The following is a 15,461-nucleotide window of genomic DNA, read 5'->3' on the forward strand; positions in this document are numbered from 1 at the left end:
GTTTCACTTTTCCGGAAGGGTCAGTCGGGAAGAGCGAATCTGGCGACCTCGTCGACCCACCCGGCGTATGCCCCGACCTCCTGCGGCACCTCCTGCCCCCGGACGAGGTCGGCGAAGGCGCGGTTCACCCGGGACCAGTCGGCGCACGAGCCGCACGTCGCCCGTCCGCAGCCGGCCGTGTGCTCGCGCGCGACCTTGTCCAGGACCTTCCGGAACGTGGCGCCGTCATCCCCTGCCGCCAGCTCTTCGACCACGGCACCGAGCACCTGGGCCGCCTGTGCCGGCGCGCCGACCAGGATCGCGACCAGGATCCCGAGGGCGCGGAGGGCCGACGGCTCGGCGGTCGCGCTCGCGACCGGGGCCGTACGCGCGAGCCGGTAGACCGTGAGCAGCTTCTTGGCGCCACCGGGTGTCGCGCAGAACCTCGCCAGCTCGCTGGTGAAGAGCGCCTCCCCCGGCGACAGCTCGAAGCTCTCCACCACGACCTGGCGCCCGGACCGGTCGCCGGCACCCGTGGCCAGCGCCGCCGGCCACGACGGCACCGCCTGGCGCATCAGGGACCGCATGAACCGCACCGCGGGGTCGCCCGCGAACGCGCGCAGCGCGAACGGCACGTCGAAGACCCGGGAGAGGTACGCCGCGGGCTCCGCCACTCGACCCTCGAGCGATCGCCGCAGCGTCTGCGCATCCACGGCCGCGACGACCGCGACACCGTCCTGGCCGCTCAGCTCGTCGATCGCCTGCAGCACCCCGGCGGTGGTGGCCGGGTCACATCTGTCCAGGTCGTCGACGTAGACGATCGTCCGGCTCGGCTGCGGACCAGGCGGCGGCCCCGGCGGCGCCGCCCGCAGCGCAGCCTCGTAGGCCGCCACCTCCCGGTCCATCGCCGCGAGCGCCATGGTGGCCCCCATCGACTGGGACCGGCGCTTGCCCCGTTGCCCGTCGTCCTCGGGCACCCCGGCCAGGGCCGCCTGCAGCTCGGCCTTCCGCCGTTGCGCGGCCTGGTGCTTGGTCACCAGCGGCGGCGGCTGGCTCCGCCCCGCGCCCCGGACGCTGTCGAGCACGGCGCCCGCGACGTCGCCGGCGGCGTACCGTCGCGCGTCGATGCGTACGTGCCTCGTGGGGGCGGCGTAGGCCTCGTCGTGCTCGGCGAGCCACTCGATGCGCTCCTGGACCTTGCGTATGAAGGTCGACCGGCCACTCCCGGGCAATCCCTGGACGGCCACCGAGATCGGCAGCTGGGTGTGCGCGGAGGCGAGCAGCCGGGCCAGGCGATCGACGTCGACCCGGTGGCCGAGGACGTCGTCCTGGTCGCCGTGCTCGGCCCACTCGGGTTCGGTCACCACGTGTTCCGTCACGACGGGGCCCGTGACGATCGGCACCTCGGCGGTGTCTCCCGCATCCGAGGACTCGTCCTGTGCCGGGATCGGGACCGGGTCCGGAGCGACCGCGATCTCAGCGACCTCCTCCCCCGGCTCCGGCATGTCCGCGAGCGGCGTGACGGGCAGCCCGAGCTCCACCTCGACCGCCTGGAGCGCCTTGGCGAAGTCGGCGGCACTCCAGTGCCGTCCGGCGCGGCGCTTGAACATCGCCTTGCGCAGTGCGTCCTCGAACGACACCGGGACATCGCCCCGGTCGAGGGGCCGCGGCTCGAACTCCCGGATCCGCTCCGCCAGCGCCTCCGGGGCATCGCCACCGGCCAGTCCCTCGAACGGCGTACGTCCCGCCAGCAGCGTGTAGCAGGTCGCGGCCAGGCTCCAGATGTCCGCCCAGCCGCTCGGCTCGGGCGGATCCGAGAGCATCTCCGGCGCCACCCACGGCAGCGAGGTCGAGTCGGTACCGCCGGGGCGCCCAGCCGAGGAGAGGCCGCCGAAGCCGACCAGCTGCGGCTCTCCGCCGCTGGTCATCAGAATGTTCGCGGGCTTGACGTCGCCGTGCAGGATCCCGTGCCGGGCAGCGATGTCGAGCGCGCCCGCGACCTTGATGGTGATGCTCAGGGCATCGGCGACAGGGAGCCGCTCGCGCTTCCAGCGGGTCTGCAGGTCGCCGCCGGCACGGTGGTCCATCACCACGAAGGAGCGGTCGTCGTCACTGACGCCGACGGCGTGCAGGGGCAGGACATGGGGATGCGCGGCGAGCTCGGCGACCTCCTTGGTCTCCTTCGCCAGCGCGTCCTGCGTCTCGCCGCTGAGCGGGTCGTTCCAGACCTTGACGACGACGTCGACCTTCTCCTGCGGCCACTCGTAGAGGAAGACCTCGGAGGATCCGCCGGCGCCGATCAGGCGACGATGCCGGAAGCCCGGGATCGTCGGTGGCTCGTTGTGGGGACTGGCCATGGGCGGCAATCATAGGGGCCCTACGCCTTCGCGTCGCGCCCGCTCCTCAGCTGAGCATTCTGCGCGCAACTGCCCGCTGACGTGCGGCGATCCTCTCCGCATACCCCCCTGGGCTCAGCGTCTCGGCATGCGGGAGCAGATGAGCGACGTCTGCCGTGCGCACTTTGTGCACGACCGGTCCGTCAGCGGCGGTGAGATCGCGCTCGAGCCGCTGCCAGCGCAGCATCAGCGAACCGGTGCGGTGCCCGGTGGTCTCGAGCCAGTTCGCGATCGGCTTGCCGTCCAGCGGCGGGTGCTCGGAGATCACGAACCGCATCACGCCGTCGGGGTCGGTGACCGCCTGGGCCTTGGTGAGGCTGGTCTGGTGGGTCTCGTAGTCGGTCGAGGCGTACCAGTCCGAGCCGACCTGGATGCCCTGGTAGCTGCAGTCGTCGCAGCGCGGCACCTCCACCACGAGCGCCTCGTCCTCGGCCAGCTCGTAGTGGCCGATCGAGGAGAACTGCGACTCCAGCCCACCCGGCGTCCGGGCGGGGACGGTGAGGGTGTTGACCGGCTCCTTGTACTGGAAGAACTGGGGGAAGGCGAACCAGGTCTGGATCGAGCCGGTCAGCGATCGGGCCGCGACCTCGTACTTCTTGCGGAGCAGGTCCTGGGTGAGCGGGCGGCGTGGCTTGCCGAGGGTGTCGGGGCGCTCGATGGTGATCGCGCCGCGGGTCTCGGTGTCCCAGTCGTTGAAGACCTCGCGCACGATCAGGGTCTTCGCGCCCGGCTCCGCCGTGTAGGTGAACTCGAAGGAGCCGTCGAAGTCGAGCTGGAGCTTGCGGTCGTCGAAGGCCATCAGGCTGGTCGCGGCGGAGTCCGCGGTGTAGGCGCCACCCATCACCTGGAAGGAGAGGTCGGCGCTGGTCCCGCGCCGGCCGCGGACGACGTACTCGACCCCTTCTCGTAGGTAGGCGTTGAGATAGATCGCGTCCGGGTTGTCCAGACCCTGCTTGGAGAACTGGTGGGTCGGGTTCACGAAGAGCGGCTGCTCCAGGTCGTAGTCGAACGCCGTCTGCATCGCCATCCGGATCCGGCCGGAGAGATACTCATAGCCCTCGAGCCGGTCGGCTTCGGTGCGGATGAACGGCGCGTTCGCGATCAGCTCCTCCGCCTCCGCGATCGCCCACTGGAGCGGCTCGGTGAGCCCGTACGCCGCGCTCGGCTCCGACGACGTCATCCGGCCGCCTTCGCGATGATGTTCTCCGCGTACCACTCCAGGTGCTTGATCTTCTTCTCCAGCGGCTCGGTGTCGGGACCCTTCACGTAGGGGTCGCGGAACCCGACGATGCAGTCGGTGACGCCCTTGTCCTCGAGCCGCTTGACCCCGTCGAGGTCGTACGCGTCGTAGCTGATCACGTGGACCTCGAAGTCGTCCCTGGTGTCGCCCTCCTCGCGCCGGATCTCGGCGAGGCGCACCAGGAGGCGGTCGAGCTCCTCGCCGTCGCCGCCGGCGTGCATCCAGCCGTCACCCTTGAGGACCGCGCGGCGCAGCGCCGCGTCGGCGTGGCCACCGACGAGCAGCGGGATCTTCTCGGTCGGCGCCGGACGCTGCTGGAGCGGGGTGAACTGGTAGAACTCCCCGTCGTAGCCGAAGAAACTGTTCACATCATCGGCGCTCGGGTCGGTCAGACCGCGCAGGATGTCCATGCACTCGTCCATCCGCTTGCCGCGACGCTTCCAGTCGACGCCGAGAGCGGCGAAGTCCTCCGGCCACGGGGACAGGCCGACACCGAGTCCGAGCCGGTTGCCGGAGAGGAAGGCGAGGCTCGAGGCCTGCTTGGCGGCCAGCACCGGAGGGCGCACCGGCAGCTTCACCACGAACGGCGTCAGCCGCAGCGTCTCGGTCACCGCGAAGAGGTGGGCGCACAGGATGAACGCCTCGATGAACTCCTTGCCCTGCAGGAACTCCCGGTCTCCGGTGTCGGTGTAGGGATAGGTGGAGTCGGACTCCTCGGGATAGATCAGGCTGTCGGCCACGGTCATGCTGGTGTAGCCGGCCGCCTCCGCCGCCTGAGCCAGCGGTCCGTAGTAGTCGGCCTGCGTCATTGCCTCTGCATAGGTGAAGCGCATGTGCCCACACTAGAACGTGTTCTAAGTTTCTGCCAGAGTGTTCGTCATGTCGTCTTCTCTCCAACGTCCCGCAGGCCTCGATTCGCCGCTGACGGCGAGAGTCATCAAGTACGGCGCCCGCGCCAACACCGCGTTGTTCAAGCTGACCAACGGCCGGATCGGCGGCGCCTGGCGGGTGATGGCCGGGTGGCGCAAGCCCGCCCCGGTCCTGCTGCTCGAGCACATCGGCCGCAAGTCGGGCCGCACCTTCACCACTCCCCTGCTGTTCATGAGATCGGGCGCGGAACTCGTGGTCGTCGGCTCCCAGGGCGGACTGCCCAAGGACCCGCAGTGGGTCGCCAACCTGCGCGCCCACCCCGACGTGGCGGTCCGCGTCCCCCGTCGTGGTCGGAGCCTGGTCCGGGCGCGCGTCGCCAACCACGAGGAGCGGGCCGAGCTGTGGCCACGGCTGCTGGAGACGTACGCCGACTTCGAGACCTACCAGACCTGGACCGACCGGGAGATCCCGGTCATCGTCCTCTCACCTCGCTCCTAAGGAGATGTTCATGGACCTCGACGAGCTCATCGATCGCGCCGAGATCACCGACGCGCTGACCCGCTACACCCTGGCCATCGACGACGGCGACTGGGACGCGCTCGACACGGTGTTCGCCGCCGATGCCACGATCGACTACTCCGAGTCCGGCGGCACCGTCGGCGAGGTCGCCGACGTCAAGAAGTGGCTCGCCGAGATGCTGCCGGCGTTCTCCAGCAAGCGTCTGCACACGATCGGCCAGGTCGCGATCACCTTCACCGACGAGGGCGCAGACGTTGTGGCGTACTTCGACAACCCGATGGTCATCGCCGACGGATCCGGCGGCGAGCGGGTCGTCGAGGTCGGCGGCCGCTACCGGCATTCCTTCGTCCGCACGCCGGACGGTTGGCGCTCGCGCCACCTCCACGAGGAGGTCTTCTGGACCCGCGGCTTCTGACGGGTCAGGCAGCCTGGCCGCAGACGACCCAGTCCGCGAGACCGGCGAGCGGGACCAGCAGCTCCTGACCGCGGTCGCTCAACGCGTACTCCACACCTGGCGGCACCGTGGGGAAGACGGTACGCGTCACGATCCCGTCCTCCTCCAGCGTGCGCAGCGTCCGGGTCAGCATGCGCTGGCTGACGCCCTCGACCCGGCGCCGCAGCTCGTTGTAGCGGTGCGGGCGCTCGGCCAGCATCATCACGACCAGCAGCGTCCACTTGTCGCCGAGCATCTGCAGGGTCTGCGTGACCGGACACGCCTCGTACTCCCCCGGCTGGATCCGCTCCGGCAGCCCTGCCCGACGGCGGTGCTGACGATGTGCCGGGGCACATCGGTGTTCCCATCTGACATTGAAGTGCCTTCTTCCGCGATCGCCGCCGGGCGGCGAGGGTTGCTGACATCAGCAACCTATCCATGAGGGAGAAGCAGATGAGCACGATCGCGGTCCTGGGCGTCGGCCTCGGCCTGGGGATGTCGGTGGCGCAGCGGTTCGCCAAGGAGGGGTACGTCGGCGGCCTGATCGAGCGCGGCGACATCCACCGGATGCTCACCGATCCCGGCACACCCACCCCGTACGCCACCCTCGACCCCGACGAGATCGCAGATGCCGTCTGGCGCCTGGCCACCGAGCTCGAGGACGATGACGTCTTCGACGTACTCACGCCGCAACCTGCAGACGGCTGAGTCTTGGACCGACAGTCGCCACCACGACCCTCGACTCCGATGGCGCCGGCTCTCTGCCATCGCTCAGTCAGGCGAGGGTCCGTCGGTGAACGAAACCGGCTTGCCGGTGGCGCGGGCATAGGCGATCTCCCTGCTGGTCGACTCGCCGACGTACCCACCCGGGTTGACGACCAGAACCCGGTCGGCCAGATCGATCTTGCGCAGGTGAAGCGCGTCGAGCGCAGTCTTCTGCTCCTCGGCGATCGACATGCCCGCTTCGCGATCCTCGGTGCGCAGGAAGACGCCTGGCGCGAGGACGATGACGCCCGCGAACGTCAGGTCGCGGTTCGCCTCGCTGATCTCGTCCACGAACCGCGTGGAACCGCAGATGCAGACGATCTCGGGGCGGTCGGGCACGGCTCAGTCCTTGGGGTCGAGCGGGAAAATCGGGAACAGTTTACGCATCCGGTCTGCCTGGCCGGCCGACACCGATTCTTCGCATACGCCAACGCTGACCAGACGGCCTTGACGTCGCGGTGATCATTCCCCGTCGAATCGTCGATGCTGACCAGCACAGGAGCGGTCAACGACACGACCAGCAGGATCAATGCGCCCACCGCCTGGCTCGCCCGCAGACGCTGGTCCACCTCCGCCACGGCACGCTCGACTGCACTGCCCGGCTCGTTCGTGTTCACCACCTGGCAAAGGTAGACGCCGAAGGCGAGCTGGCGGGTGCACAGCTGCGGCGCGTCCGCTCAGTCCGCATCAGCGCCGAACCCAGGCCGTGCCTCCATGCGCACCTGCGGTTCGGTCACCTCGCCAATAGGTGCTCGACGATCGCCGGCGTGATGGTCCCGGGCTGCTGTGCGTTTGCCAGGTGGGCGGAGTCACGGACGACCAGCACACTGCCGTCCACGACCGCGTCGGCGATCTGCTCCAGATGGGGCGGCGGGGTCGCCGGGTCGTTCGCGCCGGCGATGGCCAGGGTCGGGGCGGTGATCGCCGGGAGGTCGTCGCGCAGGTCCATGGCCGCGATGACCTCGCAGCACCCGGCGTAGCCCTCGGCCGGGGTGGCGGCGACCATGGCCTCACAGGTTGCCTTGACGTCGGGGTTGGCATCGAGGAACCCGGGCGTGAACCAGCGGGCGACGACCGCCTCGGCGACGGCCTTGGTCCCGTGCGCCCGCACGGTGGCCGCCCGGTCGCTCCATGCGGTAGACGGCGTCAGGTGCGCGCCAGTGCACAGCAGAACCAGGCGGTCGACCCGCTCCGGGTTGCGGGCGGCGAGGCGCATCCCGGTCATGCCGCCGAGCGAGAGACCTACGAAGTGGGCCCGCTCGACACCGAGGCGGTCCAGGAGGGCTACGACGTCGTCGGCCAGGTCGTCGATCGTGTACGGACCAGGCGGAACCGGCGAGCCTCCGTGCCCACGGGTGTCATAGCGAACCACCCGGAAGTGGCGCTCGAGCTCGACCAGGTTCTCGTCCCACATCGCCTGGGTGGCACCCAACGAGTTGGACAGGACCACGACCGGCCCGTCGGCCCGACCCGAGACGACGTGGTGCACGTCGACCGCGTTCACGACACCACCCGCTCGAGGTGGACAGTGACTCGGCCGGCTGCACAGATGACGTCCATGCCGGAAATCTAGGATCGACCGAGCGGTGTTGTGAAGTATCGATCAGGCACAGATTGATACGCCCCGCGTATCAAGCCTCAGCCGAGACCCGGACGGGCGTGCAGCCCGCCACCGGACTCGTAGAGCAGGCCCTTGTCCTTGATCAGCTGGCCCGCGGCCGCCAGGATCGGGCTGTCGCCCACGGCGGAGCCGGCCATCGACGCGATCGCCTCGAACATCTTGATCGCGGCGTCGTCCACGGCTGGCCAGTTCCACTCCGAGGGAGCGGCACCGGTCGGCTCCACGGCGTGCCACCGGGCGGCACGGGCCTCGGCCATGGTGGTGAGAGTGCTCCAGCCGAGGCCACCGAGACCGACGACGCCACCGAAGTTGAGCCCGATGAGCCCCCAGCCGTTGCACTGGTACTCGAAGGCCGACGGACCGAACTCCGACTCGTCCAGCTCCACCCGGGTGATCACCGGCTCGGGACCGGTGTTGGGGGCGTAGAGCTTGAACGCCGGACGCGCGGCGAGCAGCGAGGCCGATGCTGTCGTGGTGATCTCGCTCAACGGCTGGCCAGGTGCCGAGTAGGCGTCGAAGACTCTGAAGCCGAGGTCGAGCGCATAGCCGACGACGAAGCGCCGATCGTCCTGGGCGGCGTAGAAGTTGCGATTGAACACGTTGGGGGAAACCTCGCTTGAGCCCTACCGGTCAGCCGACGACGTTCTTCGGGTGACGCGGCGGGATGTGATTCGGGCAGCGCGACACTATCGCGCCAGGCACGTCGACCTGGCAACCGGTTGGTGATCTGTGTCTCTCGCGAGTCCCTCAGGAGTAGGTGCCGCGGACGGTGTCGGTGGTCGGCAGCGACTGGCAGCCCAGCCGGATCCCGTCGTCGAGGTCCTCCTGCTCGAGCACGTCGTTGCGCGCCATCTTCACCTCACCCTCGAGCAGCCGGAACGCGCACGCCGAGCACTCGCCCTCGCGACAGGAGTAAGGCGCCTTGACGCCCTTCGCCTCGAGGAAGTCGAGCATCGGGGTGCCCGGATCCCAGTCGTCGTACGTCTCGGTGATGCCGTCGAGCTCGATCTCGAGCTTGACGGGCTGTTTGGGGCCGTCGTCGACGCGATGTCCTGAGCTTGTCGAAGGGACCTCAGCCTCCGCCTCCTCGACCGGGGCGACCTCGCCGAACGGATTACCGCCCAGGGAGGCGAACTTCTCCTGATGCCGCCGCGCTCGTGGGAACTCGAGCTCCTTGAGCGCAGCGACCGTCGCCTTCATGAACGGAGCAGGCCCACAGACGAAGGCGTCGTACGTCAGATGGTCGGCCGCGAACGCCTTGAGCTGCTCACCGGTCGGCAGGCCCTGGACCGACTCGAGCCAGTGGATCACCTGGAGCCGGTCGGGGTGCTCGGCGGCCAGCCGTGCCCACTCCTCGGCGAAGATCACCGAGCGCTCGTCGCGGTTGGCGTAGAAGACCACGATCCGCCCTGTTCCCTCCCTCAGGGCGGATCGGGCGATCGAGATGATCGGGGTGACGCCCGATCCGCCGGCGAAGAGCAGGAAGTCGGCGTCGATGTCGGCAGGGGTGAAGATCCCGCTCGGCGGCAGCACGCGGAGCGTGTCACCGGGGCGCAGGTTGTCGCAGATCCAGTTGGAGGCGTAGCCGTCCACGGTGCGCTTGACGGTCACCGTGAGCGGGTCGCCCGGTGCGCTGGAGAGCGAGTAGCAGCGTGCGGCCAGGCCGTCACGGTCGCTCGGCACGGCGACGGTGAGGAACTGCCCCGGCTTCGGCTGGAAGGCGTGCCGCACGTCCTCGGGGAGCTCGAAGACGATCGAGTGGGCGTCGGCGGTCTCCTTGACGATGTCGCTGACGGGCAGCAGGAAAGAGTCAGTAGCCATCCTCGGCTCCGATCTGGATCCGGCCGTCGACGACGGCTGCTTCGATGGACGCCGCCAGACGAGGGCAGCGGGCATGGACGAGCCGCTCGCCGTTGGCGGCGGCCTTGCGGCGTACGAGATCCGGACACTGTGCCTGCGCCTCGGCCGTCCACTGGACGGAGGTCTGGTGCTCGCTGTTCTTCTTCACCCCGACGCGGGCGAGGCAGTCGAGGCACTCCACCTCGACCAGGCGGGCCTGGGTGTAGAGCCGCTGGTCCTCGACGGTCTCCGGCGACGTGGGGACGAACGAGGCCATCAACTGACCCCGGCGTCGCTCGACTCAGGGTTCTCCGCCTTCTCGGCCTCGATCCGGCGCAGGTTCTCGGCGACCTCCTCGTGCCAGAACTCGTTGGCCTTGGTGGTGTCCACCTCGAACTCGAACCGGGCACGCATCTCGGGCTCGATGTCGGCGACGTCGACGTAGAACTGCTCGTACCAGCGGCGCAGCTGGTAGACGGGGCCGTCCTCCTCGCACAGCAGCGGGTTCTGCACCGGTGCCTTGTTCTCCCAGATCGCGACGTCCTGGAGGAACCCGTCGCCGAACATGTCGGCGTACTTCTTGCCGATGAAGTCGGCGGTCTTGTCGTCGAGACCCTCGGGCTTCTTGACGGTGATCCCGTACTGCAGCAGGAACGAGTCGGGGCCGGTCGGGATGTGGCAGTTGATCAGGATCACCTCGGTCACGAAGCCCTTGTAGTCGACCTCGAGCCAGTTGATCATGTACGCCGGGCCGTAGTAGGTCGCCTCGGACTTCAGGAACATGTCGGCGTCGCCGTAGCCACCGGCCACGTCCGGACGTCCCTTCGACGCCATGTACTGCGTCGCGGTGTGGTCCTCGAAGACGTTGCGGAAGTCGGTCGGGAAGGCGAAGTGCACGTAGTAGAAGTGCGCCATGTCGACCACGTTGTCGATCAGCTCGCGGCAGTGGCTGCCCTTGATCGGGACCGTGTTCCAGATCCAGTCGGTGTAGACCTCGCGGTTGCCGACATCGGGGAGCTCCGGCGGCAGGATGTCGTGGTCGGCCTTCGAGCCCTCAGGGTCGTGCCAGATGAGCAGCGAGTCGTTGCGGATCACCGTCTCGTACGCCTTCGTGCGGGCGCGGAGCGGGACACGGCGGGCGTAGGGGATCTGCTTGCAGCGGCCGTCGACACCCCAGCGCCAGTCGTGGAACGGACAGCCGACCTCGTCGCCCTTCACGGCGCCCTGGGTCAGGTCACCGCCCATGTGGCGGCAGTAGCCGTCGAGCACGCCCAGCTCGCCCTTGGTGTTCTCCCAGACGACCAGCTTGCCGCCGAACGCCTCGACCGCATGGGGTTTGCCGTCCTTGAAGTCGCTGGCCAGACCCAGACAGTGCCAACCGCGCGCGAAGCGCTCCGGCTGGGTGCCGTGATCGAGCGTGCGGGTCTGGGTGGTGAGGTCGGCCATCGTCGTACCTTCCGCTGGGTCATCTGGGTAACGCACCGGCCCTGTTCGCACTGGGCCCTGGTCAAGAAGTGGAACCTGTTCTAGTTTTATCACATGCATGTGGCCTTGACACCCGCCCAGGAGCAACTTCGCTCAGAGCTCACCTCCTATTTCGCCCAGCTGGTCACGCCGGAGCGCCGCGCGGCGCTCGCGCGGGCCTCGGGCGAGTTCGGGGACGAGGCCGACAAGGAGGTCTACCTCTCGACCATCCGGCAGATCGGCGCCGACGGCTGGCTCGGGATCGGCTGGCCGAAGGAGTACGGCGGCCAGGACCGCTCCATGGTGGAGCAGCTGATCTTCACCGATGCCGCCGCCGTGGCGGGGGTGCCCATCCCCTATCTCACGCTGAACACGGTCGGGCCGACGATCATGCGGTTCGGGACCGAGGAGCAGAAGGCGTACTTCCTGCCGAAGATCCTCGCCGGGGAGCTGCACTTCTCGATCGGCTACTCCGAGCCGGGCTCGGGGACCGACCTCGCCTCGCTGCAGACCAAGGCGGTGCTCGACGAGGGGTCGGGCGAGTGGGTGATCAACGGCCAGAAGATGTGGACGTCGCTGATCCAGTATGCGGACTGGATCTGGCTCGCCTGTCGGACGGAGCCGGAGGCGTCGCGCCACAAGGGGCTGTCGATGATCCTGGTGCCGACATCGTCCGAGGGGTTCTCCTACACGCCGGTCCAGACGGTGGCCGGCGTCGGCACCTCGGCGACCTACTACTCCGACGTCCGGGTGCCGGCCTCGAACCTCGTCTCCTCACGCGGCGGGGGCTGGGCGCTGATGACCAACCAGCTCAACCACGAGCGGGTCGCGCTGACCTCGGCCGCGCCGCTGGTGCACTCCCTCGGCCTGGTCAAGGAGTGGGCACAGAGCACGACGGTCCCCGGTGGCGGCCGGGTGATCGACGCCGAATGGGTCCAGCTCGCCCTCGGCCGGGCTCATGCGCGCATCGAGGCGCTCTCGCTGGTCAACTGGAAGCTCGCCTCCGACGCCGACCACGGCGTGGCGCTCTCGCCGGCCGAGGCGTCGGCGACGAAGGTCTACGGGTCGGAGCTGGCGACCGAGGTCTACCGGGCGCTGATGGAGATCGTCGGTCCGCACGCGGGCCTCACGGCCGACTCCCCCGGTGCCGTGCTCGCCGGGCGTCTGGAGCGGTTCCACCGCTCGTCGCTGGTCATGACCTTCGGCGGCGGTACCAACGAGATCCAGCGAGACATCATCGGCTACGTGGGCCTCGGCCTCCCCGCCGCCAAGCGCTGACCCATCCACCCGTCGGTCGAGCCGTGAGCGCCAGCGAGCGTGTCGAGACCAACACAGTCGATTGCGAGACACCATGGACTTCTCCTTCACCACCGAATCCGACGACGCCGCCGAGCTCGCGGCGAAGATCATCGGCGACGCCACCACGCTCGAGCGGCTGCGTACGGTCGAGGCGGCCGCCGGCGACCGCGGCCGCCTCGACGCCGCCCTCTGGTCCGCCCTCGGCGAGGCCGGGCTGCTCGGGCTCCATCTGCCGGAGGCCCATGGCGGCGCCGGGCTCGGGCTCGTCGATCTCTGCCGGGTGCTGGTCGAAGCGGGGCAGCGGGTCGCGCCGGTGCCGCTCGCCGTGCACGGGCCGTGCGGGCTGCTTCTCGCGGAGACCGCCGCGGACGCACTGACGGGCGTCGCCGACGGGTCTCGGATGCTGGCGGCCGCGGTCGCCGAGGAGCACTCCCACCTGCCCGACTCCCCCACCGTGGTCGCCACGGGCGACACGCTCACCGGCGTGAAGACGCTGGTCAGGGCCGGGATGATCGCCGACGCGTTCCTGGTCACCGCGTCGTCGCAGGACGGCGCCACCGGGGTCTTCCTCGTCGAGTCGTCGGCCGACGGCGTGGACCGCCATGCCCAGCACACCAGTGACGGCGACGTCACCGCGCTGGTCTCCTTCGCGTCCGCCCCGGCGCGTCGGATCGGGAACGCGGCCACTGTCGCTCGCCTCGGCGAGCTGCTGACCGTCGCCGCGGGCGCCGAGCTGCTGGGCGTGACCGAAGGAGCTCTCGAGCTCACCTCCTCCTACGCCAAGACGCGAGAGCAGTTCGGCCGCGCCATCGGCACCTTCCAGGCCGTCTCGCAGCGGCTGGCCGACGGGTTCATCGACGTACTCGCCCAGCGGCTCACCCTCTGGCAGGCGGTCTGGCGGGTCTCCTCCGGGCTGCCGGCCGCGGACCAGGTCGCCGTAGCCAAGCTCTGGGCCGCCGACGCCGCCCACCGCCTCGCCCACACCACCGTCCACGTCCACGGCGGTGTCGGCATCGACCTCGACGGTGAGGCCCACCGCTACTTCACCACCGCCAAGCGCTTCGAGTTCGTCTTCGGCGGCGCCACGGAGCAGGCGCTCAGGATCGGGCGTACGTTCGCAGCGTCCTGACCCTCAGGACGACCGTGGAGGGGCTCCGGCATCCGCCGGAGCCCTTCTTCTCGTGGCGGTGGTTTGTGCTGTATCGCGGCAGACGACCAAGATGTGCGATAGCGCTTCGACTTATCGACGACAGCGAAGAAGATCGCGTGCGAGGTCCTGCAGGAAGGTGTCATCATCGCTCGCACTTGAGAGCACTGCTCTCGACCTACCCGTCAAGGAGCTCTGCAGTGACCGTCCCCTACGCTTCCCTCAACCGCCGGACCCGCATGGGCGCTGTCGCGTTCGCGATCGCCGGCGTCCTCTTCGTCGTCTACGAGGCCGGTCGCCCCGCGCGCCGACGAGACCACGCTCGACGGCGCGGCATCCTGGGCCTCAGCCGGCTGGAGCATCGCTCACGTCAGCGCCATCATCGGCCTCATCCTCATCCCGCTCGGCTACGGCGCGATCCGCGGCTACCTCGACGGCACCCCGCAGGAGAGGACCGCCTTCGCCGCCGCCACCATCGGCTACATCGGCTCGGGGCTGACCATCTCCTACTACGGAGCCGAGGTCTACGGCCTCAAGGCCATCGGTGAGCGGGCCGTGGCCGACGGCGACGCCAGCCTGACCGATGTCGGCAACGACTTCCGTCTCGACCCGACCGCGATGACCGTCTTCGCGGTCGGGTTGCTGCTCGTCGCGATCGCCGCGGTGCTGGCCGCGATCGCGGTCTGGCGCTCGGGCTCCCTCCCCCGCTGGAGCGCCGTCCCCCTCGCGGCGCTCCTGGTCACGATGCTCCCCCAGTTCTTCCTGCCGCAGGCTGCGCGGATCTTGTGGGGCGTCCTCGTCGGGCTCGCGGCGCTGTGGCTCGCGTCTGCGCTCTTCCGGTCTGCGCGGTCCTGATCTGGAACTCAGCGACGGGTCCTGATGGGTCTGTTTTCGTGTGGTTCGCTGGCCGCCTTTCGTGCGGGGCGGCTCGATGTGTGTCTGTCTGGTCTCGCGAGGACTTCCAGCGCGGGTGGGGCCAATACCGTGCTTGAGCTGGGATATTTACAAGCATTGGGTGCCTGGGTTGGGTGCCATTTACCTGTCTTGCGGACTACCAGCAGCGGTCTGGCTTCGGGATGGGATACCTGTCCCTGAATGGGTTCAGTTGTTTTGCTTTGTGTGGTAGGCTCGGCGCAGGCGTGAACGTGATGGCCGACCACCTCAACCGAGGCGTGCCCTTCATTCGAGACACAACGGATGTCGGGTAATCCAGGGGAACCAGGGGCGTGACCGCCGAGCTGCGAGGGTAAGTAATAGCCCGTACCGCCGGGCCTCCGAGACCAGCGAACCAAGAACACATCCGCGTGCGTGGGTGTGGAGAGTTCGTACGTCGGGAGGTGACCGATTCGATGACCGCGTTGCAGCAGCCACAACATCCTGTGCTGGGGGCCGTGGTTGCGATCACGAACGCTCTTGACGGCGTCGCGGGGGCGAACCCGGTGTTCATGGCGACCCAGGAGAAGGCCGCCACTTTGGTCGAGATCGCCCGGGCCAAGGCGCAGCTGGCTGAGCTCGAGCTGCGGGTGCTCGCGACCGCCGAGGACGTGGCCGCGGACAGTGCGGCGCGGGATGTGGCGGCGTGGTTGCATCACCACACCCGCCAGCGCCCGGAGAACCTGCGCGCCGATCTCCGGCTCGCTGTCGCCTTGGACCGGTCCTATGGGCTGGTCGCGGCCGCGATGAGGGCCGGTGCCTGCAACCCGGCCCAAGCCGCCGTGATCGTCCAGGCCCTCGACGACCTCCCCGCCGGCCTCGACCCCGCGATCCGGGCCAAGGCCGAGGAGACCCTGGTCGCCTACGCGACCGAGTTCGACCCCACCCGGCTGTCCCGCCTCGGCCGCCGGATCCTGGACGTGATCGCCCCCGAGATCGCCGAAGCCGAAGAAGCC

Annotated in this window: 17 protein-coding genes; 7 read left to right on the top strand and 10 right to left on the bottom strand. The window is 69.2% G+C overall.

Annotation, left to right across the window (positions count from 1 at the left end; all coding sequences use genetic code 11):
• Nucleotides 1–20: 20 nt before the first annotated feature.
• Genes ABZ796_RS13350 through ABZ796_RS13360 form a run of 3 tightly spaced genes read right to left on the bottom strand, consistent with a single transcriptional unit; the run spans nt 21 to nt 4,448 of the window.
• On the bottom strand, nt 21–2,336 hold the full coding sequence (locus ABZ796_RS13350) for a serine/threonine-protein kinase (RefSeq protein WP_357337420.1): 2,316 nt from the start codon (nt 2,334–2,336) through the stop codon (nt 21–23).
• Between the two features lie 46 nt (nt 2,337–2,382).
• Nucleotides 2,383–3,555, bottom strand: coding sequence for a hypothetical protein (locus ABZ796_RS13355; protein WP_357337421.1), 1,173 nt, complete (start codon nt 3,553–3,555; stop codon nt 2,383–2,385).
• On the bottom strand, nt 3,552–4,448 hold the full coding sequence (locus ABZ796_RS13360) for a TIGR03619 family F420-dependent LLM class oxidoreductase (protein ID WP_357337423.1): 897 nt from the start codon (nt 4,446–4,448) through the stop codon (nt 3,552–3,554). Before ABZ796_RS13360 ends, ABZ796_RS13355 begins: the two co-directional genes overlap by 4 nt.
• Before the next feature lie 46 nt (nt 4,449–4,494).
• Between ABZ796_RS13360 and ABZ796_RS13365 the strand changes: the two genes are divergently transcribed.
• Together ABZ796_RS13365 and ABZ796_RS13370 are read left to right on the top strand one after the other, a co-directional pair.
• Complete coding sequence (locus tag ABZ796_RS13365; protein WP_357337424.1) at nt 4,495–4,983, top strand: nitroreductase/quinone reductase family protein; 489 nt, start codon at nt 4,495–4,497, stop codon at nt 4,981–4,983.
• 10 nt (nt 4,984–4,993) lie between these two features.
• Nucleotides 4,994–5,419 carry a nuclear transport factor 2 family protein gene (locus ABZ796_RS13370; RefSeq protein ID WP_357337425.1) on the top strand — a complete coding sequence of 142 codons (426 nt, stop codon included), beginning with the start codon at nt 4,994–4,996 and terminating at the stop codon, nt 5,417–5,419.
• A 4-nt stretch (nt 5,420–5,423) separates the two neighbouring features.
• Here the strand turns inward: ABZ796_RS13370 and ABZ796_RS13375 are convergent, their stop codons facing one another.
• Nucleotides 5,424–5,693 carry a helix-turn-helix domain-containing protein gene (locus ABZ796_RS13375; RefSeq protein WP_357337426.1) on the bottom strand — a complete coding sequence of 90 codons (270 nt, stop codon included), beginning with the start codon at nt 5,691–5,693 and terminating at the stop codon, nt 5,424–5,426.
• Nucleotides 5,694–5,890: 197 nt separating this feature from the next.
• Between ABZ796_RS13375 and ABZ796_RS13380 the strand changes: the two genes are divergently transcribed.
• On the top strand, nt 5,891–6,145 hold the full coding sequence (locus ABZ796_RS13380) for a hypothetical protein (RefSeq protein WP_357337427.1): 255 nt from the start codon (nt 5,891–5,893) through the stop codon (nt 6,143–6,145).
• A gap of 63 nt (nt 6,146–6,208) precedes the next feature.
• Here ABZ796_RS13380 and ABZ796_RS13385 read toward each other — a convergent pair whose 3' ends face one another.
• The 6 genes from ABZ796_RS13385 to ABZ796_RS13410 form a co-directional block, all read right to left on the bottom strand.
• A complete protein-coding gene (locus ABZ796_RS13385; RefSeq protein WP_357337429.1) occupies nt 6,209–6,541 on the bottom strand; it encodes a hypothetical protein in 333 nt (110 codons plus the stop codon).
• Between the two features lie 394 nt (nt 6,542–6,935).
• Entirely contained in the window at nt 6,936–7,706 is a 771-nt protein-coding gene (pcaD, locus tag ABZ796_RS13390) for a 3-oxoadipate enol-lactonase (RefSeq protein ID WP_357337430.1), read from the bottom strand.
• A 134-nt stretch (nt 7,707–7,840) separates the two neighbouring features.
• On the bottom strand, nt 7,841–8,422 hold the full coding sequence (locus ABZ796_RS13395; RefSeq protein WP_357337431.1) for a hypothetical protein: 582 nt from the start codon (nt 8,420–8,422) through the stop codon (nt 7,841–7,843).
• Nucleotides 8,423–8,570: 148 nt separating this feature from the next.
• A complete protein-coding gene (locus tag ABZ796_RS13400; protein ID WP_357337432.1) occupies nt 8,571–9,644 on the bottom strand; it encodes a ferredoxin--NADP reductase in 1,074 nt (357 codons plus the stop codon).
• Nucleotides 9,634–9,939: a hypothetical protein gene (locus ABZ796_RS13405; protein WP_357337433.1), complete on the bottom strand. Its 306-nt coding sequence runs from the start codon at nt 9,937–9,939 to the stop codon at nt 9,634–9,636. The genes ABZ796_RS13400 and ABZ796_RS13405 overlap by 11 nt, the downstream gene beginning before the upstream one ends.
• Nucleotides 9,939–11,108 (bottom strand): Rieske 2Fe-2S domain-containing protein, encoded by a 1,170-nt coding sequence (locus ABZ796_RS13410; protein WP_357337434.1) that lies wholly within the window; start codon nt 11,106–11,108, stop codon nt 9,939–9,941. Before ABZ796_RS13410 ends, ABZ796_RS13405 begins: the two co-directional genes overlap by 1 nt.
• A gap of 93 nt (nt 11,109–11,201) precedes the next feature.
• Between ABZ796_RS13410 and ABZ796_RS13415 the strand changes: the two genes are divergently transcribed.
• From ABZ796_RS13415 to ABZ796_RS13430, 4 genes are all read left to right on the top strand, one after another.
• Complete coding sequence (locus tag ABZ796_RS13415) at nt 11,202–12,404, top strand: acyl-CoA dehydrogenase family protein (protein ID WP_357337435.1); 1,203 nt, start codon at nt 11,202–11,204, stop codon at nt 12,402–12,404.
• 73 nt (nt 12,405–12,477) lie between these two features.
• Nucleotides 12,478–13,554, top strand: coding sequence for an acyl-CoA dehydrogenase family protein (locus ABZ796_RS13420; RefSeq protein WP_357337436.1), 1,077 nt, complete (start codon nt 12,478–12,480; stop codon nt 13,552–13,554).
• Nucleotides 13,555–14,127: 573 nt separating this feature from the next.
• A complete protein-coding gene (locus ABZ796_RS13425; protein WP_357337437.1) occupies nt 14,128–14,427 on the top strand; it encodes a hypothetical protein in 300 nt (99 codons plus the stop codon).
• A 536-nt stretch (nt 14,428–14,963) separates the two neighbouring features.
• Nucleotides 14,964–15,461 (top strand): DUF222 domain-containing protein (locus tag ABZ796_RS13430; protein WP_357337438.1); only part of this gene is annotated, 498 nt, incomplete at its 3' end.

This window comes from Nocardioides sp. NPDC047086 (genome assembly GCF_040643685.1).
Lineage (GTDB): Bacteria > Actinomycetota > Actinomycetes > Propionibacteriales > Nocardioidaceae > Nocardioides.

Coding starts and splice junctions, on each gene's coding strand:
- ABZ796_RS13420 (WP_357337436.1), top strand. CDS start 12,478: ATGGACTTCTCCTTCACCACCGAATCCGACGACGCCGCCGAGCTCGCG.
- ABZ796_RS13375 (WP_357337426.1), bottom strand. CDS start 5,693: ATGCTCGGCGACAAGTGGACGCTGCTGGTCGTGATGATGCTGGCCGAG.
- ABZ796_RS13400 (WP_357337432.1), bottom strand. CDS start 9,644: ATGGCTACTGACTCTTTCCTGCTGCCCGTCAGCGACATCGTCAAGGAG.
- ABZ796_RS13405 (WP_357337433.1), bottom strand. CDS start 9,939: ATGGCCTCGTTCGTCCCCACGTCGCCGGAGACCGTCGAGGACCAGCGG.
- ABZ796_RS13365 (WP_357337424.1), top strand. CDS start 4,495: ATGTCGTCTTCTCTCCAACGTCCCGCAGGCCTCGATTCGCCGCTGACG.
- ABZ796_RS13370 (WP_357337425.1), top strand. CDS start 4,994: ATGGACCTCGACGAGCTCATCGATCGCGCCGAGATCACCGACGCGCTG.
- ABZ796_RS13415 (WP_357337435.1), top strand. CDS start 11,202: ATGCATGTGGCCTTGACACCCGCCCAGGAGCAACTTCGCTCAGAGCTC.
- ABZ796_RS13360 (WP_357337423.1), bottom strand. CDS start 4,448: ATGCGCTTCACCTATGCAGAGGCAATGACGCAGGCCGACTACTACGGA.
- ABZ796_RS13355 (WP_357337421.1), bottom strand. CDS start 3,555: ATGACGTCGTCGGAGCCGAGCGCGGCGTACGGGCTCACCGAGCCGCTC.
- ABZ796_RS13410 (WP_357337434.1), bottom strand. CDS start 11,108: ATGGCCGACCTCACCACCCAGACCCGCACGCTCGATCACGGCACCCAG.
- ABZ796_RS13380 (WP_357337427.1), top strand. CDS start 5,891: ATGAGCACGATCGCGGTCCTGGGCGTCGGCCTCGGCCTGGGGATGTCG.
- ABZ796_RS13350 (WP_357337420.1), bottom strand. CDS start 2,336: ATGGCCAGTCCCCACAACGAGCCACCGACGATCCCGGGCTTCCGGCAT.